Origin of the sequence: Arthrobacter sp. Y-9, assembly GCF_029690065.1 — a bacterium.
In the GTDB taxonomy this organism is placed as follows: domain Bacteria; phylum Actinomycetota; class Actinomycetes; order Actinomycetales; family Micrococcaceae; genus Arthrobacter_E.
On sequence record NZ_CP121463.1, the window covers coordinates 2,589,647 to 2,607,551 of the forward strand.

A 17,905-nucleotide genomic window follows, 5' to 3' on the forward strand; every position below is an offset into this window, starting at 1 on the left:
CGGAACTCAGTCCTGGTTCTGCGGAGGAAGGGCCGAGATGAACGGGTGGTCCGTTCCCGTGTTGCCGACCTTGGCGGCGCCGCCGGGCGAACCGAGGTCGACGAAGAACTCGACATTGGCCTTGTAGTACTCGCTCCACTCGTCGGGGACGTCGTCCTCGTAGTAGATGGCCTCGACGGGGCAGACCGGCTCGCAGGCGCCGCAGTCGACGCACTCGTCCGGGTGGATGTAGAGGGAACGCTCGCCTTCGTAGATACAGTCGACCGGGCATTCCTCAATGCAGGCCTTGTCCTTCACGTCCACGCAAGGCTGCGCGATTACGTACGTCACGTTCCCATATTCCTTCCGATAACGGTGCCCGTGTCCCGCAGGCGTTCCTCCGTTGGACTCCACTGTATTACCCCGGAGGTCACTTCACCGAAGAGGATGACGCCGCTCTACGATGGAGGCGTGTCGTTCTCCACTCTTCGCGGCGTTCCCCTGCTGCTCAGCGCCCCCTTGGGCACTCGGGTGGTCGTGCGTTTCCGGCTCGACGACGGCGCCCTCAGCGACGCTCTCGGCGAGCTGACCGCGCGGGACGACGCCGCCGTCGTGAGTCCGCGGATCGTCATCACGGGCAGGACCGGCGAGATCAGCATCCCGCTGGACCGCGTGACCCTGGCCAAGCCCGTCCCGCCGCCGCCCGCGCGTCGTGCGCCGCGGTTCTGACGCTGTTCCCGGCCGGCGTCCCGGGGCGCCGGCCCGACCCGTCAGCCCAGCAGGATCCTGAGGAAGAAGAACGATCCGATCAGGAAGACCACCGCGAACACCAGGGTGCAGCCGAGCAAGACCTTGCTCGTCTTCTCGATCACATAAGACTCGCTGGGCTTCTGCGGATTGACACAGATTTCGAGGGCGCTGCCCAACGGATACGGGTTAGGCCCGCCCCGCAGGGCGCGCCCCTGGAGCACCCGGCCATCGGGACCCTGGTACTGGTAGATCGGGAAATACCGCGCTGTGCCGTCCGTGCCATCGCCCACCCCGGGGCCCAGTTTGTGGCCTACCACCACGGCCTGAACGCGCGGCCACTCGCGCATGCCGCGCTCCCGCCGTCGTAAAGCGAGCACTTGGACCACGGAGACGACCACCATCAGGACGACGAAGGCTCCCCAGATGCTCCAGGCGATGGTCTGAACGGTGGACATGGGCGGTTCCTCTCTTCACCGGATCCCTGGTTCACAGCGGGACCCCTTTCCGTCCGGATGGGCAGGTCTCCCCATCCACATGACATGCACGGGCCGGGCGGTCCCGGTAGCGTGGCTCACAGTACACGCACCGTCCAGAACACGACCGGCAGAAAAGGCACCATGAAGAAGACCTCGCTCTGGCCCGCATTGGCACTCGTCCCCCTGCTCGCGGCGTGCGCACCGACCATTCCGCTCCCCGCTCCGGCCTCCAGCCAGCCGAGCGAGTCCGCCACCACGCCGGTGGACGGATCCTCGCCTTCCGACAGCGCCGGCAGCCCCTCCGCGAGCACCGGCGCCCTGAGCCTCAAGGAAGGCTGCGAGAAGTTCAACTCCCTGGACGAGAAGCTCGCCGGACTGCAGCCGACCGACAAGAAGGGGCTTCTCGATCTCTGGGACGAATTCGATCGGGCCTCCGACGCCGTTCCCTACGACCTGCAGGGCCTGTACAAGTCCATGAGCATCGTGGTGCTGGCGTACCAGGGCAAGGCCGCCGGTGAGGGCGACGGCCCCAGCAAGCAGGACAAGGATCTCGTGTCACAGCACTTCCTGCGTGCCTCCGGGCTCTGCAGCCCGGAGGGGGTCACGCTCACCCTGAAGGTGCTCTGACCGGCTCTCCGGAACGCTACGACGCCGGGGGCAGCACCGTCACGGAGCCGACGATCTCGCGCAGGAGTTCCGTGCGCGGCTCCACCGACTCGTCGAACACCGGCCACACCGTCACGAGGCCGAGGAACGACCCGTTCTGCACCATCCCGACGCAGGAGACGATCCTCGGTGCCTCCTCGTCGCCCGCGGGCAGCTTGAGCATGACGACGTAGGCTTCCTTCCCATCGCCGTTCAACGCGCCCTCGGTGAGCTGCGAGGCATTCATCTCGTTGAGGTAGTAGTCACCTTGACGGTGCGCCCACAGGTTGGCGCCGGCGACGTCGGCGGGGACGTTCCGGTCCTGGTACAGGGTCACCAGGACGTTGCCCGGAAGGCCGTACTGCTCGGTCAGCGGCCCGCCCGTGGACTCGTCCAGCGTGAGGGTGTGCTCGGGGAACTCGGCCCGGAAGCCGAGCGGGGAGTCGATGTTCACGGTCATGATGCGATTCTCCTTGAGGACTGACTACTCGGAAACAGCCTATCGGCGCTGCTCACCAGCCACCCGATCCCGGCGGGACCTTGCCGTTCACCACATCCAGGCGGCCGTCGTTGGGCACCTTGTAATAGGTGACCACGTTCTGCGTGACCTTGGCCTCGGTGCTGACCTTGGCTTCCACCACCTTGGCGTCCACCTTGAACTCGTTCTTGTTCGTGACCACCTCGTTGACCTGGACCGTGGCGGAGCCCGCGTCGTAGAGCCTGGAGAGATCCCCTGCCACACCCGCGGTGTCGTTCGACGCCGCATGCTGCAGGTACTGCTGGATCAGCTGCTGGTTCTCCTGGGTGTAGGGGATGTCGATCTTGACCGACCCCTGGGTCCCGGTGGTGGTCGTGGAACTTGCGGACAGCCCGTTGTCCACGCCCTTGACGGAGTCCTTGACGCCCTGCGCCACGGTGCCCTCGACGGCCACGGAGACCGACTTGATGTTGTGGTCCTTGTCCCAGTTGACCGTCAGGCCGCCCTTGCCGTCGGCCTCGAAGCGCCGGCCGTCCAGATCGAGGTTGCCCTTGGCGGAGAACTCGCCGGAACCCTTGGAGGTGCCGTCCGAGAGATTGTGCTCGTACGCCAGATCGAGCTTCGCGCTTCCGGAGGCGCTTCCGGCCTTGCCTTCGGCCTCGAGCGAGAGCGAGCCCTTCAGACGGTCCACATGGCTCGACGCGCCGTTCTTGTCGGCGGCGTTGTCGATCGTGTCCAGCACGTACTTCGGGGCGTTCGTGGTGGCGTCCACGGCCTTGTCGAAGCTGTCCGGCGGCAGATCCGTGACCATCTGGGTGCGGGCCTTCATCGCCTCCTCCAGGGAGGCGAACTTGTACTCGCGGGACATCTCGCCGTTGAGCGTGGCGCCCAGTTCACCCGTGGGGTTGTTGGCGCCGATGCCGAGCTTCCCGGAGACCCTGAGGGTGGCGGAACCATCGGCGTTCTGCACGACCTCCGCACTCACCCCCACGCCTCCATGCACCCAGGCCACCCGGAGATTGGCGTCGGCTTTGAGGGATTCCTTGTAGACCGGGATGGTGCGCTTGGCCTCGTCCTGCAGGAACTTCCGGGCCTGTTCCTGCGCGGAATCGGGCACGCCGCCGTCGAGCTTCATGATGAGCGCTGCGGTGGCCGGATTGCTCAGGAGGTACTTCTTGTCCTCGTCCGACAGGGCGTTCCACCAGGCCGCCTGCTGCGCCGGCGTCGCGTGGGAGATCTCCTCCAGGGATTTCGTCAGCTCCTCAGGGGAGGTCTTCTGAACTCCGCCCGGGCCGCCACCGGTTCCGGCGCCAGAGGAGTTGGAAGCGTCCTCCTGCTCCTTCGCCTGGGCGGTGAGCGTCTTCGCGTTCTGGCTCAAGGCGTTGATGGCCTTCTCCAGCATCGGCTGGTACTCACTGCTCCAGCTCTGCAGGAAACGGCGTGCGTCCTGGCCTTTCCAGGGCGAGTTCATGATCTCGGCCTGAAGATTCCTGGTCCGGGATTTCAGCAGTTCCGCCGATTTGTCCATGGCACTGGACAGTTCCCGGAGTCTGGCGACATCCGCTCCGTAAAGGCCCATCAGTCCATTCCTCCCCGCGCCGGGCATCCCCTGGCCACCGTATTGATCCAGTCGACAGCCTTTCACGACAAAGGCGCCGTGCGCCATGGGGATAACTCCCCATGGCGCACGGCGCCCAGGTCAGGCGGGAATCAGGAACGCGCGCGGGCCCTGGCGGCCTTCAGGCGCTCGTTGGAGTCCAGGATCACCTTACGGATGCGGATGTCCTCGGGGGTGATCTCCACGCACTCGTCCTCGCGGGCGAATTCGAGGGATTCCTCCAGGGTCAGCTCGCGCGGCGGCGTGAGGTTCTCGAAGGAGTCCGAAGAAGCAGCACGCATGTTGGTGAGCTTCTTCTCCTTGGTGATGTTGACGTCCATGTCGTCAGCGCGGGAGTTCTCGCCGACGATCATGCCCTCGTACACCTCGGAGGTGGGCTTCACGAAGAAGGAGCCACGCTCCTGCAGGTTGATCATGGCGAACGGCGTCACCACACCGGCGCGGTCGGCGACCATGGAACCGTTGGTGCGGTACTCGATGGGGCCGGCCCACGGCTCGTAGCCCTCGGCGATCGAGGAGGCGATGCCGGCGCCACGGGTGTCCGTGAGGAACTTGGTGCGGAAACCGATCAGGCCACGGGCCGGAACGATGAACTCCATGCGGCACCAGCCGGTGCCGTGGTTGGCCATGTTGGTCATGCGGCCCTTGCGGGCGGCCATGAGCTGCGTGACGGCGCCGAGGAACTCCTCCGGCACGTCGATGGTCATGTGCTCCATCGGCTCGTGGACCTTGCCGTCGATGGTCTTGGTGACCACCTGCGGCTTGCCCACGGTCAGCTCGAAGCCTTCGCGGCGCATCTGCTCGACGAGGATGGCCAGGGCGAGCTCGCCACGGCCCTGGACCTCCCAGGCGTCCGGACGCTCGGTCGGCAGGACACGGAGGGAGACGTTGCCGATCAGTTCCTTGTCCAGGCGGTCCTTGACCTGACGGGCCGTCACCTTGGCGCCCTTGACCTTGCCGGCCAGCGGCGAGGTGTTGATACCGATGGTCATGGAGATCGCGGGGTCGTCCACCGTGATGAGCGGCAGCGGCTGCGGGTTCTCCAGGTCGGTCAGGGTCTCACCGATGGTGATGTCCTCGATACCGGCGACGGCGACGATCTCACCCGGGCCGGCGGACTCGGCCGGAACGCGCTCCAGCGCCTTGGTGGCCAGGAGTTCGGTGATCTTGACGGTCTTGAGGGTGCCGTCCTGACGGGCCCAGGCGACCTGCTGGCCCTTGCGGAGGGTGCCGTTGTAGATGCGGAGCAGCGCCAGACGGCCCAGGAACGGAGAAGCGTCCAGGTTGGTCACGTGAGCCTGCAGCACGCCGTCCGGGTTGTAGGTCGGCGCCGGGATGTGATCGATGATCGTCTTGAAGAGCGGCTCCAGGTCCTCGTTCTCCGGAGCGGTGCCGTCGGCCGGCTGCTCGGTGGAGGCGCGCCCCACCTTGGCGGCGGCGTAGACAACGGGGACCTCGAGGACCTTGTCCAGGTCCAGGTCCGGAACCTCGTCGGCCAGGTCGGAGGCCAGGCCCAGCAGGAGGTCCATGGACTCGTGCACGACCTCTTCGATGCGGGCGTCGGGACGGTCGGTCTTGTTGACCAGGAGGATGACCGGCTTGTGCGCGGCCAGCGCCTTGCGGAGCACGAAGCGGGTCTGGGGCAGCGGGCCCTCGGACGCGTCCACGAGCAGCACGACGCCGTCGACCATGGACAGACCGCGCTCCACCTCGCCACCGAAGTCGGCGTGGCCGGGGGTGTCGATCACGTTGATGGTGATGGTCTCGCCGTTGGAGGCGGGACCGTTGTAGGCCACCGTGGTGTTCTTGGCCAGGATGGTGATGCCCTTTTCACGTTCAAGGTCACCAGAGTCCATGACGCGGTCCTCGACCTCGCCGTGGGAGGCGAAGGAGTTCGTCTGACGGAGCATGGCGTCCACGAGCGTGGTCTTGCCATGGTCAACGTGGGCGACGATTGCGACATTGCGCAGATCAGAACGCGAGGCAGTGTTTTCGGACATGCGGTTTTCGACTCGTTTCAACGACGACAAGACAGTGAATTCCGTGCCCGCGGATCACTTGTCCAGCGACGGGGCACAAAGCAGGGGGAGGACACCACAGCCCTTCCACGACAATTCTACCGGGTTGAGCAAGGGCCCTGGGACCAGCCGGGAATCCCGGGCCAGGACAGACCTCGGGCCACCTCGTTCCGCGCTTCGGCCCGGCACCGGCGAGTCCTCCGATGTCAGAGGCGCCATGCCCTTCCGGGCAGGGTTGCAGGTCGTGATCATTTCGATACGCCCACCGACTGGTCAAACCCCTTCCACGGGCCCCACACTGAGTGCAGAGCCCCTCGTCTAAGGAACCCTGTGAACATCGCCTTCCGTCGCGTCGCACTCTCCGCGGCCGTGCTCGCCCTCGTCGCGGGCTCCGTCGTCGTCAGCGAGAAGGCCCCCCTCTCCCCCGCCCACAGCTCCCCCGGCCAGATGGCCGCGGGCGGAGTCGGCGCAGGGCGCGGGACCGCCGTCGTCGCCGTGACCGGGCCGGACGGTGTGCGGAAAGGCACCGCGCTCCTCGTGGGAGACTCCCAGTCGGCCGGGGCCGCCGGGGTCCCCGGCGAGGACACCTGGCCGCGGCGCGGCCTCGCCTCGCTCGGCTACTCGGTCACGTGGGTCGGGGCAGGCGGCACCGGGTACGCCGCGACCAGGCCTCGGTCCGGGAACTACCTTCAGTCGTACCGGCACGGCGCCTGGAAGCTCCCGCCGTTCGCGCCGGAGCTGATCGTGTTCCAGGGCGGCGGCAACGACGCCGGCCAGGGCAAGCAGCTCTCCGAAGTCTCGCAGAACGCCCGCCAGCTGGCGTACCTGATGCACCGCCGCTATCCCGGTTCCCGGCTCGTGATGGTGGGCGTGCTCTCCCGTTCGGCGAACGACGGCGGCGGGCGGCGGCTGGTGGTCGACTCGATGCTGGCGGGGGTCGCCGAAGAGCTGCGGGCCCCATTCGTGGATCCCGGCGGCTGGGTGTCCACGTACGGACTCCAGAACGACATGGCGGACGGAGTGCACCTGAAGGCGAGCGGCCATCAGCGCCTGACGCCCGTGTTCGCGGAGCACCTGGCCCGGGCACTGGAAGGCCGTTGAACACCCCAGGCTGCTGAACGTCCCGGAACACTGGTCCTCGACAGCGACCCGTGGCGGAACAGGGCGGGATGCCTCTGGCAGCGGACCCCTTTAACACCGGGCCCCTTTAACACCGAAGGCCGGAGCCCCACCGCATGCGGTGTGGCTCCGGCCTCTGCAGGTCTCCGGATCTCAGGCGACCTCGGGAGGCAGCAGCAGAGTGGCGCCCGGGATGGCGTCGAGCAGCCGCCGGGTGTAGTCCTGCTGCGGATTCTCGAACACGTCGTCCGTCGTGCCGGTCTCCACGAGCTTGCCGCGCTCCATGACGCAGACTTCGTCGGCGATCTGACGGACCACCGCGAGGTCGTGTGTGATGAAGAGGTAGGTCAGACCCAGATCGGACTGCAGGTTCGCGAGCAGGTTGAGCACCTGATCCTGAACGAGCACGTCGAGAGCGGACACCGCCTCATCACAGATGATCACTTCGGGATCGAGCGCGAGAGCGCGGGCGATCGCCACACGCTGACGCTGACCGCCGGAGAGCTCATTCGGGTACCGGGTCATCGCCGACTGCGGCAGCGAGACCTGGTCCAGCAGCTGACGGACCTTCTTCTCACGGCTGGCCTTGTCGCCGACCTTGTGGGTGCGCAGCGGCTCTTCGATGGTCCGGTAGATGTTGTACATCGGGTCCAGCGAACCGTACGGGTCCTGGAAGATCGGCTGCACACGCCGACGGAACTTGAACAGCTCCGCCGCGTTCAGAGTCGAGGTGTCCACGCCGTCGAAGATGATCTTGCCGCTGGTGGGCTTCAGCAGGTTCAGAACCATCTGGGCGACGGTCGACTTGCCGGAGCCGGACTCACCGACGATCGCGGTGGTGGTGCCGCGCTTGACGGTGAAGCTGACATCGTCCACCGCGGTGAAGTCCGTGCTGCGTCCGAAGCCCGAGCGCAGCTTGAAGACCTTCTTGAGGTTCTCGATCTTCAGGACCTCGTCCGGCTTGCCCTTCTCATGCACCACTTCGGTGGGAGCAAGCAGGTCGACGGCTTCGACGCCTTCCTCCTTGGCCACCTGGATGCGCCGCGAGGACAGCGACGGAGCCGCGGACACGAGGCGCTTGGTGTACGGGTGCTGCGGGTTGCGGAGGAGCTCGAGCGACGGCCCGGACTCGACCACCTGGCCCTTGTACATGACGACGACCTTCTGCGCCCGCTCGGCCGCGAGACCGAGGTCGTGCGTGATGAGCAGCACGGCAGTGCCGAGTTCCGTCGTCATGCGGTCGAGGTGGTCCAGGATCTGGCGCTGGACGGTCACGTCGAGCGCCGAGGTGGGCTCGTCCGCGATCAGCAGGCGCGGCTGGCACGAGAGGCCGATGGCGATCAGCGCACGCTGGCGCATGCCGCCCGAGAACTCGTGCGGGAACTGCTTGGCACGCCGTTCGGCGTCCGGCAGTCCTGCCTCGGCGAGCACCTTCGCGACGTCCTTGGGGCCGCTCGGAAGACCATTGGCCTTGAGCGTCTCCTTGACCTGGAAGCCGATCTTCCACACCGGGTTGAGGTTGGACATGGGGTCCTGAGGCACCATGCCGATGGAGTTGCCGCGCAGTTCGATCATGCGCTTCTCACTCACATGAGTGATGTCCTCGCCGTCGAAGATGATCTGACCGGCGGACACCCGCCCGTTGCCGGCGAGCAGACCGATGGCGGCCAGGGCCGACGTCGACTTGCCCGAGCCGGACTCGCCGACGATCGCGACGGTCTCGCCGGGCATGACCGTGAAGTTGGCGTTCCGGACCGCGTCGACCTCTCCGTGGCTCGTGCGGAAGGTGATGGCGAGGTCTTTGATCTCCAGGAGCGGACGCTGTGCGTCCGCACCGCTTTCTCGGATCTGAATGTTCTGAGTCATGGGAGCTCCTGTCACCGCTTCCGTGCTTTGGGATCAAGCGCATCGCGCAGGGCGTCACCCAGCATCATGAAACTCAGCACGGTGAGAATCAGGGCGAACGAGGGCCACAGCAACGGCCAGGGGTTCGAGCGCAACGACGCCTGAGCACTCTGGATGTCGTTGCCCCAGCTCATCGCGCTCGGGGGCAGACCGATGCCGAGGAAGGACAGGGTGGATTCCGCCGCGATGAACGTACCGAGCGAAATGGTCGCGACCACGATCACCGGTGCCATGGCGTTGGGGATCACGTGGCGCAGGAGCGCCCGGAATCGCGAGACACCCAGCGACCGCGCCGAGGTGATGAAGTCGGCGTTCCTGACCTCGATCACCGCACCACGGGTGATGCGGGCGACCTGAGGCCAGCCGAACAGGGCCAGGATGACCACCAGGGTCCATGCCGTACGGGAGGAACGGAACATGGGGAGCTGCATCACGACGATCGCGCCCAGGATCATGGGCAGTGCGAAGAAGATGTCGCTGATACGGGCCAGGACCGCGTCGACCCAGCCACCGTAGTAGCCGGCCAGGGCGCCGATGGCACCGCCGAAGAGGACCACGGCGAGGGTCGTGAAGACACCCACCGTCACCGAGTTCTGCGTGCCGAAGATCACGCGGGCGTAGACATCGCAGCCCTGCTGGGTGAAGCCGAGCGGATGCCCGGCGGATGCCGGCCCGTTCGAGTTCTCCAGGAGGCACTTGTCATCCGCCGGGTTCAGCGGCGAGAAGAGTCCCGGGAACAGCGCCACCAGGACCACCACGATGATGAGGAAGGCCGACAGGATGAAGAGCGGCTGACGGCGCAGATTCCGCCAGGCTTCCTTCCACAGGCTGGACGGAGCGGCGCCCTCGTCCACCTTGTCCGTGGCCTGAAGCGGAGTCTCGTCCAGCGGTGCGACGAAGTGCGGGATGGTCTGCGGACGCGGGGTCTCGTTCATGTTCGGAATATCGTTCTCAGGAGTCATAACGGATCCTCGGGTCGAGCCAGGCATAGAGCAGATCCACGACGAGGTTGGAGATGCAGTACACCAGCACCAGCAGCGTGACGATGGACACCACGGTCGGTCCTTCACCAGTGAGGACCGCACGGTAGAGCCGGTTGCCCACACCGGGCACATTGAAGATGCCTTCCGTCACGATCGCGCCGCCCATGAGCGAGCCGAGGTCGGCGCCCAGGAAGGTCACGACCGGGATCAGCGAGTTCCGGAGGATGTGGACGGTGACGACGCGGGACCGCGACAGGCCCTTGGCCGTGGCGGTGCGGACGTAGTCGGCGTTCATGTTCTCGATGACGCTCGTGCGCGTCAGGCGGAGCACGTAGGCGAAGGACACCAGGCCCAGGACGAGCGCCGGGAGAATGAGGTCCTCGAAAGGGGCGCCGGCGCCGACGGTCGGCTTGGCCCATTTGAGCTGGACACCGATGAAGAACTGCATCAGGAAGCCGAGAACGAAGATCGGGATGCCGATCACGATGAGGGAGGCCACCAGGACGGTGCCGTCGAAGAACTTGCCCTTGCGCAGGCCGGCGAACAGGCCGAACAGGACGCCGAAGACGGCCTCGAAGACGAGCGCCATGATGGCGAGCCTCGCCGTGACCGGGAAGATCTCGCCGAGCACCGCGGCGATCGGGCGCCCGGAGAAATCGAGCCCGAGATCGAAGGTGAAGATGCTCTTGAGGTAGAGCAGGTACTGGACGATGAAGGGCTGGTCCAGGTGGTATTGGGCACGGAGCTGAGCCGCGACGGCCGGGTTGACTGGCTTGTCGCCGAACAGCGCGGCGATCGGGTCACCGGGAAGGCTGAAGACCAGGTAGTACACCAGGAAGGTGGCGCCCAGGAAGACGGGAATGAGCTGCAGGAAGCGTTTGAGGATGTAGCTAACCACGGGGTCAACCCACCTCTCCGGAGTTGTGCTCCGCTGTGCGGGAGATGGATGTGTTCATCAAGGAACCTTATTTCGAAACATGAGAACGACGGCGGAGCCGTGCCGTCCAGCGGCTGGCGGGCTCCGCCGTCGTCGTCTTCAGGTGTTACTTGGCGGTGATGTTGTAGTACAGCGGAACGCCGTCCCAGCCGTAGTCCACGTTGGTCACCTTGGTGCTCCAGCCGCCCTGGGCGACCTGGTACCAGAGCGGGATCGCCGGGAGATCCTGCAGCAGCATCTCCTGAGCTTTGTTCATGGTCTTGTTGCCCTCCTCGACCGAGGTGGCGCCCAGACCCTCCTTCAGCAGCTTGTCGAACGCCGGGTTGTCATACCGGGCGTCGTTCGATCCGGCGCCCTTGGCGTAGATCGGGCCGAGGAAGTTGTAGAGCGACGGGTAGTCGGCCTGCCAGCCGGCGCGGATGCCGCCGGTCAGGGTGCCCTTCGTTGCGTCGTTACGGGCTTCCTTGAAGGTGGCGTAGGGCTTGCCCTCCGCCTTGATGCCGAGGTTGTTCTTCAGCTGGTTGGTGACAGCCTCGACCCACGCCTTGTGACCGCCCTTGTCCGCGTTGTACGCGATGGTGAAGGTCTGGTTCGGATCCCACTTCTCGATGCCGTCGGCCTTCGTCCACAGTTCCTTGGCCTTGGCGGCGTCGAACTTCAGGTTCTCAGAACCCGGCAGGGAGTCGGAGTAGCCGGACAGCACCGGTGCGGTGAAGTCCTTGGCCGGCTGGCGGCCGTCGTGGAAGATGACCTTGGTGATCTCGGGCCGGTTGATGGCCATGGAGATCGCCTGGCGACGCAGCTTGCCTGCTTCACCGGACCAGCCCTTGAGGTAGTACGGGATGGCGATGGTCTGGTTGCCCGCGTAGGGCTTCTCGATGTTCCGGTCCGGCAGATCGGTCTTGAAGTTCGCGATCGCGCTGGTCGGGATGGTCTGGAGTACGTCCAGGTTGTCCGCGACGAGGTCCTGGTAGGCCGCCTCGTCGTTCTGGTAGATCTTGAAGACCACGCCGCCGTTCTTCGGCTTGCGCGGGCCGTCGTAATCCGGGTTCGGAACGAGCTTGATCTGGACGTTGTGCTGCCAGCCGGAATCGTCCAGCTTGTACGGGCCGTCACCGACCGGCTTCTCGCCGAAGCCCTTCGGGTCCTTGATGGCGCCCGAGGGCAGCGGCATGAAGGCGGAGTAGCCGAGACGCAGCGGCCAGTCAGACTCCGGCTGAGCCAGCTCGACCGTGAAGGTGGTGTCATCCACGACCTTCAGACCGGACATCTTGTCCAGGGTGGAACCTTCCTTGTTCACCTCGTCGAAGCCCTTGATGCTCTCGAAGAAGTAGGAGCTCAGCTGGGCGTTCTTCGCAGCAGCACCGAAGTTCCAGGCGTCCACGAAGCTCTTGGAGGTGATGGCCTCGCCGTTCGTGAACTTCTTGCCCGCACGGAGCTTGATCGTGTAGTGCTGGGCGTCCTTGGTCTCAATGGACTCTGCGAGCTCATTGACCGGCTTGCCGGTGGGATCGTAGCTGACCAGACCCGCGAAGATGAGGTCGATGATCTTGCCGCCGCCGACCTCGTTGGTGCCGGCAGGCATCAACGGGTTCTGGGGCTCGGATCCGTCCACCGTGATCACCTTGGTGGTGTCGCCGCCACCGTTGGAGCCGCCAGCGGTGGTGCCGCCGCCACCACAGGCCGTGAGGGCCAGTGCAGCGATGGCCGCCAGGCCCAGTGCTTTGGAAGTGCGCGAGAAACGCATTCCGCCTCCTTTGGAGTTCCTGAGTAGAGATGGGGAATCTCGCGGATTCCCATGAACGAGGTCCAGGACACACAGGTGTGACTTGGCCTACATAACGTGAAAGCTTAGCTTGATTTTGTCCACCCAGTGGGCATCCGTTGCCAAACCGTGATCCTCAAACCGGCCCTTTGTTACGCCGCTGCGGGGAGTTGACTTGATTGTCACCTCCCATGACGCAATGCGTCCGGCGCTCGCCATTTCTCCACCACTTCTCCGCGCCCTTGTCGAAGGCGCAGTTCAGCAGCCCGAGCCGGTTCAGACCCTTGTCAAAGGGAAGTGTTCTCCGGCGGGAAGCACCACCTCGATGCGGTCGCCGGTGGACAGTTCTCCCCCGCGCGAGACGATGCCCATCACGCCCGCCAGCCGGATCGGACGGCCGTCCCGATCAACTTTCAGAACCTGCTTCAGCAGCCCCTTTTGGAAGCCGTTGATCTGCTGACAGGGGTTCCTCAGGCCCGTCACCGTGATGACGGTCTCACCCATGAGCAGCCGGGTCCCCACCGGAAGGGACAGCAGATCCACTCCCTTCGTGGTCAGGTTCTCCCCCAGATCTCCCGGCTTCACCGCGAAGCCGGCCACCCGCAGGTCCTCGAAGAGCTCGGCCTGGATTAAGTGCACCTGACGGAGGTTGGGCTGGGACGGATCCGCCGCCACCCGCGAGCGGTGCTGAACGGTCACCCCACAGTGGGCGTCCCCTTCGACGCCCTGACCCTCCAGGAGACGGAGCGAGTCGACCGTCTCCTTGGAGAAGCCGTGCACAGGACTCCGATGCAGAGCCACGACGTGGCCTGCCACGCTCATCCCCGCCCGCCCTTCTCGTTGCCGCGGCGGTAATTGCCGGTGACCCGGGCCAGGAGCTGTTGCCGGGCGTCCTCATCCGAGCGTGCCAGACGGGCCGCCAGATCCTGCGCCCGGCCTCCGGCGACGGTCACGACCAGCCGACCACCGCGACGGATCAGGATCTTCCTGTCCTTGGTCTCGCTGTAGTCGAAGGGGTCATCGAGGAGGCTCACGGGACCAGCCTAGGGTGCGGCGGGTTCCGGTGGAAGAGCACCCGGCCGGCGCCTGCGGAAGGCCGACCGCGCGACGCAGTCAGGCCCCGGATCGCCGAGCCGCCGGACCCCATCGATCAGGCCTTCAGCAGTTCGTCCGCCAGCGAGGTCCGGCGGTAGAAGACCTCCCGGCCCCGCCGATACGCCTCCAGCAGGCGCGCCGCCGCGAGCACCTTGAGGTGTTCGCTGACCGTGGCCGGTGAGATGTCCAGATGCCGCGCGAGGTACTTCGTGGTCATGGGGATGTCCAGCTGGGCCAGCACGGCGGCGCGCGTGCCGCCCATGAGATCGGACAGCGCGCAGGCGTCCCGGCCGCCGTCGCGCACTTCCCAGAGGGAGCCCACGCCGCGCGGCGCATAGCTGACGGTCGGCGTGTAAGGACGGGCGTTGAGCAAGACCGTTCCCGGCCAGGCGAAGACGCAGGGGATGAGGGTCAGGCCCGGGCCGGCGGGATCGACCGCAGGGTCGCAGCTCGTGCCCGAGAAGACATCGCAGCTCTTGCCGACGAAATCGAGCCCCTCGTCCACCCGCAGCACCTGGGGGTGAAGGGTCCTGAGCACCTCGTCGAGACCGCCGCGGGAGAGCAGGCGGAGCCGGTAGTCGATGTCGGCCACCTGCAGCGCATGAATGCGTTCCCAATGAGGTTCGACGGCGAGCCGCCAGACCCATTCGACGGCGTCGCACAATTCCTCGATCACCCGGTGCGGCTCGGCTTCGAAGGCGTCCAGGATCGCGGGGGCGGCCGGGTGATCGGCCACCGAGCGGATGATCCGCAGGTCATGCAGCAGCAGATTCGCGTCCTGATTCAGCACGCGGTCTTTGCTGTCCTGGAAGCTCTCATCCCGCGACGGCGTGGGGGTGAGTCCGTCCAGGATGTGCCCGTTGGCCGTGATGAAGGCCCGGAGCACATCCCATTTCCGTGCGGCGCCGGGGCTCGCGGTCAGGACCTCCTTGGACTCCGCGATCCATCGCCGGTGCATCGGCACTCCTTTGGCAAGCGTGAGCACCGAAGTGACCGCTTCCCACCAGGGCGAGACGCTGAAGCGGATCCGGGTGAGGTCCGCCGGGGTCAGTTGCAGCAGCATGGCTTGAGAGTAATACGGGGCGACGCCGGCCTCGATGATTCGGCCTGCGCCGAATCGAGGACTCCACCAGCCGGCCCGCCAAGACTGAGGACATGGTCACTTCACCCCTTCACTCCAGCCCATCCCTCCGCCGTCGTCTGTTCCCGTCCCTCACCCGTTTCATCCCTCGGCGCACCGTCCAGCGTCCGCTCTCCCCGTGCGAGCGGGACGTGCTGCGCGACCGTCTGGATCTCGAGTACCGCGCACGGAAGGAGGACGAGACCGTCCGCCGCGAGGTCGAGCTGGCTCGTGCTCAGGCGCGCACCGTCATCCACTGAATTCCAGCGGCCGGGAGCCGGGACGTGCCTGTTCTACTATCGAACATGTGAGTGACACGAGCACGCCCGGATCCCAGACCCTCAGCCGTGGCATCCGCCTGCTGGAGATCATCGCCGCGTCCGACCGTCCGCCGACGATCGCGGAACTGGCGGCGGCGCTGAACGTCCACCGTTCCGTCGCCTACCGGCTCCTGCTCACGCTGGAAAGCCATGGCCTGGCCTTCCGGGACGCCTCCGGACGGGTGGCCCTGGGCGCCGGCCTGGCAGCGCTGGCCGCGGGGGTGTCCCGCGACCTCCAGCAGGCCGCCCTCCCCGAACTCAACGCGGTCGCCAACGAACTCGGGATGACCTGCCTCCTCGCCGTCCAGCTGGACCATGAGGAGGCGGTCACCCTGATCAGCGCGTCCCCGCGCCAGACCGTGGCCGTCGTCTCCTACCGTCCGGGACACCGCCACCCGATCACGCGTGGCGGCCCCGGGAAAGCGATCCTGCTCTCCCTCCCGTCCGAAGCCTGGCCCGACGACGTCGACGAACAGCTCCGCGCCGAGATCGACCTCAGCCGCCGACGCGGGTACGCCCTCAGCCATGACGAGGTGGTCCCGTCGCTGTGGTCGGTCGCCGTCCCGCTGACCCTGCCGGGCCAGCCGCCGGCGTCGATCGCGGTCATCCACGTCTCGCTTCCCCATGAGGAGGAGTCCATCGCCGAGCGGCTCAAGGCCGCCGGCGAGCGGATCGCGCGGGCGTACGGCGCCTGAGCGCGCTCTGGCCGTCAGGAGCGCGATGCCTTCGGGCTGGCCTGCGCGAAGAACCCGGCCAGTTCATCCCGAGCCGTGAGCGGAAGGACCTGCGCGACGTACTGGTCGGGGCGGACCACGACGATCACGCCGTCCCGGTCGATGCCGCGGGCGTCGAAGACGTCATGCCGCGGATCGGCGGCGTAGACCTTCTCATGGTCGATGACCTGGAACGGCCCGGTGCGGGGAAGGAAGACCTCCGGCGCCGTGGTGATGTCGATGTCCAGGTGGGGCTGCTGGTAGATCACCTTGGCGTCGAACCAGGCATCCGTGTCCAGACCGGCCGGCGTGGCCGCCAGCGGGGATTCCGGGGACTCCCCCAGCCAGCGTCCGAGACCGGCGGTCTCCGACGCCGGATCGAGGCCGTCGTGGCCGGCGAAGACGTAGATGCGCCAGCGGCCGTCGGCCCGGGCGTGATGACCGAGGTGCACCGGGTTGCCGTCACACACCCGGGTGACCTCGGCGGACTTGAAGCGCTTGCCCAGCGGGAAGCCGGTGGCGAGATCCTGGTGGTCGGCGGTCCCGACGATCAGTGACGGCGTGTACTCGGTCATGAAGCCCGCTGGGAACTCCGCGGTCTGGACGTAGAAGCGCTCCAGCTCCGCGGGATCGGCCATCTCGTCCGGACGGGCCGCCATGAGACTGGACCACTCCTTGTCGAAGTCGATCAGGTTCTGCGCCACGACCTGACGTTCGGCGGAGTAGGTGTCGAGCAGGGAGAGCGGCGCCCGGCCTTCCAACACGTGCCCGAGCTTCCAGCCCAGGTTGAAGCCGTCCTGGATGGACACGTTCATGCCCTGACCGGCCTTGGCGCTGTGCGTGTGGCAGGCGTCGCCCATGATGAACACGCGCGGCGTCCGGGAGCCCACCTCCTCGGCGGGGACATCGTCGAAGCGGTCCGTGACGCGGTGCCCCACCTCGTAGACGCTCCGCCACGCGACATGCCGCACGGTGAGGGTGTAGGGGTGCAGGATCTGGTTGGCCCGGCGTTCCACTTCCTCCTGACTGGTCAGACGGACCTTGCCCGAGTCGTCGTGCGGCACCTCGCCGAGGTCCACGTACATGCGGAAGAGGTGGTTGCCTTCGCGGGGAATATGGAGGATGCTGCCGCCGTCGTGCGACTGGATGGCGCACTTGCGGCGGATGTCCGGGAAGTCGGTGTCCGCGAGGACATCCATCACGCCCCAGGCGTGGAAGGCCTGGTCCCCCACCGGCTTGCGGCCGATGGCGTCGCGGACCTTGCTGCGCGCGCCGTCGCCGCCCACCACGAACTTCGCCCGGATCACGCGTTCGGTGCCTTCGTCCGCGCCCGCCGTCCGGCGCAGGGTGACCGAGACCGGGCCCTCCCCGCCCTCGGGGTCGATCTCGAGGCCCACGAACTCCCAGCCGTAGTCCGGCCGGTTGCGGGTGGGAGAGTTCTTCATGAATTCCAGGAAGTAGTCCTGGACGCGGGCCTGGTTCACGATCAGGTGCGGGAACTCGCTGACGCCGCTGGGGTCATCCGGTGCCACGGCGGTGCGGATGATGTCGCCGGGCTGCTCGGGGTTCGGCTTCCAGAACGCCATCTCGGTGATCCGGTACGCCTCCTCGGTGATCCGCTGGGCGAAGCCGAACGCCTGGAAGGTCTCGACGCTCCGCGCCTGAATGCCGTCGGCCTGTCCCACTTCGAGGCGGCCCGGACGGCGCTCGATGATGCGGGTGGTGACGTCCGGGAACTGGGACAGCTGCGCGGCGAGGGTGATGCCTGCGGGTCCCGTGCCGACGATGAGGACGTCCACCTCATCCGGCAGCTCATCCGGGCGGTTCAGCCCAACGCCCGCGGCCGGCTGGATGCGCGGGTCGCCGGATACGTACCCATGGTGGTGGAACTGCACGGTGGATCTCCTCACGTCGCTGTGTGGTGACAGACGCTGCCAATAGTCAAAGTTCGATAATTGAACCCACTATTCCTTTATCGAATGAA

Annotated in this window: 18 protein-coding genes; 5 read left to right on the forward strand and 13 right to left on the reverse strand. The window is 66.5% G+C overall.

The annotated features are described in order from the left end of the window. Positions 1 to 6 precede the first annotated feature (6 nt). Entirely contained in the window at positions 7 to 330 is a 324-nt protein-coding gene (fdxA, locus tag P9849_RS11640; protein WP_066211251.1) for a ferredoxin, read from the reverse strand. Positions 331 to 450: 120 nt separating this feature from the next. Between fdxA and P9849_RS11645 the strand changes: the two genes are divergently transcribed. Then, entirely contained in the window at positions 451 to 708 is a 258-nt protein-coding gene (locus P9849_RS11645; protein WP_278266943.1) for a hypothetical protein, read from the forward strand. A 41-nt stretch (positions 709 to 749) separates the two neighbouring features. Here P9849_RS11645 and P9849_RS11650 read toward each other — a convergent pair whose 3' ends face one another. Then, a complete protein-coding gene (locus P9849_RS11650; protein ID WP_278266944.1) occupies positions 750 to 1,184 on the reverse strand; it encodes a DUF3592 domain-containing protein in 435 nt (144 codons plus the stop codon). Positions 1,185 to 1,346: 162 nt separating this feature from the next. On the opposite strand from P9849_RS11650, the gene P9849_RS11655 reads away from it, so the two are divergent. Continuing rightward, positions 1,347 to 1,832, forward strand: a complete 486-nt coding sequence (locus P9849_RS11655; RefSeq protein ID WP_278266945.1) for a hypothetical protein — start codon at positions 1,347 to 1,349, stop codon at positions 1,830 to 1,832. Positions 1,833 to 1,848: 16 nt separating this feature from the next. Here the strand turns inward: P9849_RS11655 and P9849_RS11660 are convergent, their stop codons facing one another. The 3 genes from P9849_RS11660 to typA all read right to left on the reverse strand — a co-directional run bounded on the left by P9849_RS11660 (position 1,849) and on the right by typA (position 5,946). Continuing rightward, a complete protein-coding gene (locus tag P9849_RS11660; RefSeq protein ID WP_278266946.1) occupies positions 1,849 to 2,310 on the reverse strand; it encodes a hypothetical protein in 462 nt (153 codons plus the stop codon). A gap of 52 nt (positions 2,311 to 2,362) precedes the next feature. Next, positions 2,363 to 3,907 (reverse strand): WXG100 family type VII secretion target, encoded by a 1,545-nt coding sequence (locus P9849_RS11665; RefSeq protein WP_278266947.1) that lies wholly within the window; start codon positions 3,905 to 3,907, stop codon positions 2,363 to 2,365. 131 nt (positions 3,908 to 4,038) lie between these two features. Further along, positions 4,039 to 5,946, reverse strand: a complete 1,908-nt coding sequence (gene typA / locus P9849_RS11670) for a translational GTPase TypA (RefSeq protein WP_144627705.1) — start codon at positions 5,944 to 5,946, stop codon at positions 4,039 to 4,041. Positions 5,947 to 6,294: 348 nt separating this feature from the next. Between typA and P9849_RS11675 the strand changes: the two genes are divergently transcribed. Next, positions 6,295 to 7,065: an SGNH/GDSL hydrolase family protein gene (locus P9849_RS11675; RefSeq protein ID WP_278266948.1), complete on the forward strand. Its 771-nt coding sequence runs from the start codon at positions 6,295 to 6,297 to the stop codon at positions 7,063 to 7,065. Positions 7,066 to 7,236: 171 nt separating this feature from the next. Here the strand turns inward: P9849_RS11675 and P9849_RS11680 are convergent, their stop codons facing one another. From P9849_RS11680 to P9849_RS11710, 7 genes are all read right to left on the reverse strand, one after another. After that, a complete protein-coding gene (locus P9849_RS11680) occupies positions 7,237 to 8,949 on the reverse strand; it encodes an ABC transporter ATP-binding protein (RefSeq protein WP_278266949.1) in 1,713 nt (570 codons plus the stop codon). Between the two features lie 11 nt (positions 8,950 to 8,960). Next, on the reverse strand, positions 8,961 to 9,950 hold the full coding sequence (locus P9849_RS11685) for an ABC transporter permease (protein ID WP_278266950.1): 990 nt from the start codon (positions 9,948 to 9,950) through the stop codon (positions 8,961 to 8,963). Next, positions 9,940 to 10,869, reverse strand: a complete 930-nt coding sequence (locus P9849_RS11690; protein WP_278266951.1) for an ABC transporter permease — start codon at positions 10,867 to 10,869, stop codon at positions 9,940 to 9,942. The genes P9849_RS11685 and P9849_RS11690 overlap by 11 nt, the downstream gene beginning before the upstream one ends. 145 nt (positions 10,870 to 11,014) lie before the next feature. After that, positions 11,015 to 12,655 (reverse strand): ABC transporter substrate-binding protein, encoded by a 1,641-nt coding sequence (locus P9849_RS11695; protein ID WP_278266952.1) that lies wholly within the window; start codon positions 12,653 to 12,655, stop codon positions 11,015 to 11,017. A gap of 294 nt (positions 12,656 to 12,949) precedes the next feature. Next, positions 12,950 to 13,495 (reverse strand): MOSC domain-containing protein, encoded by a 546-nt coding sequence (locus P9849_RS11700; RefSeq protein WP_278266953.1) that lies wholly within the window; start codon positions 13,493 to 13,495, stop codon positions 12,950 to 12,952. After that, entirely contained in the window at positions 13,492 to 13,707 is a 216-nt protein-coding gene (locus P9849_RS11705) for a hypothetical protein (protein ID WP_278266954.1), read from the reverse strand. The genes P9849_RS11700 and P9849_RS11705 overlap by 4 nt, the downstream gene beginning before the upstream one ends. Before the next feature lie 116 nt (positions 13,708 to 13,823). Continuing rightward, positions 13,824 to 14,831: a helix-turn-helix domain-containing protein gene (locus tag P9849_RS11710; RefSeq protein ID WP_278266955.1), complete on the reverse strand. Its 1,008-nt coding sequence runs from the start codon at positions 14,829 to 14,831 to the stop codon at positions 13,824 to 13,826. Positions 14,832 to 14,923: 92 nt separating this feature from the next. Here P9849_RS11710 and P9849_RS11715 point away from each other — a divergent pair, with 92 nt between their 5' ends. Together P9849_RS11715 and P9849_RS11720 are read left to right on the forward strand one after the other, a co-directional pair. Continuing rightward, positions 14,924 to 15,148, forward strand: coding sequence for a hypothetical protein (locus P9849_RS11715; protein WP_278266956.1), 225 nt, complete (start codon positions 14,924 to 14,926; stop codon positions 15,146 to 15,148). A 47-nt stretch (positions 15,149 to 15,195) separates the two neighbouring features. Further along, positions 15,196 to 15,903 carry a helix-turn-helix domain-containing protein gene (locus P9849_RS11720; protein ID WP_278266957.1) on the forward strand — a complete coding sequence of 236 codons (708 nt, stop codon included), beginning with the start codon at positions 15,196 to 15,198 and terminating at the stop codon, positions 15,901 to 15,903. 14 nt (positions 15,904 to 15,917) lie between these two features. Here the strand turns inward: P9849_RS11720 and P9849_RS11725 are convergent, their stop codons facing one another. After that, a complete protein-coding gene (locus P9849_RS11725; RefSeq protein ID WP_278266958.1) occupies positions 15,918 to 17,816 on the reverse strand; it encodes an FAD-binding monooxygenase in 1,899 nt (632 codons plus the stop codon). Between the last annotated feature and the right edge of the window lie 89 nt (positions 17,817 to 17,905).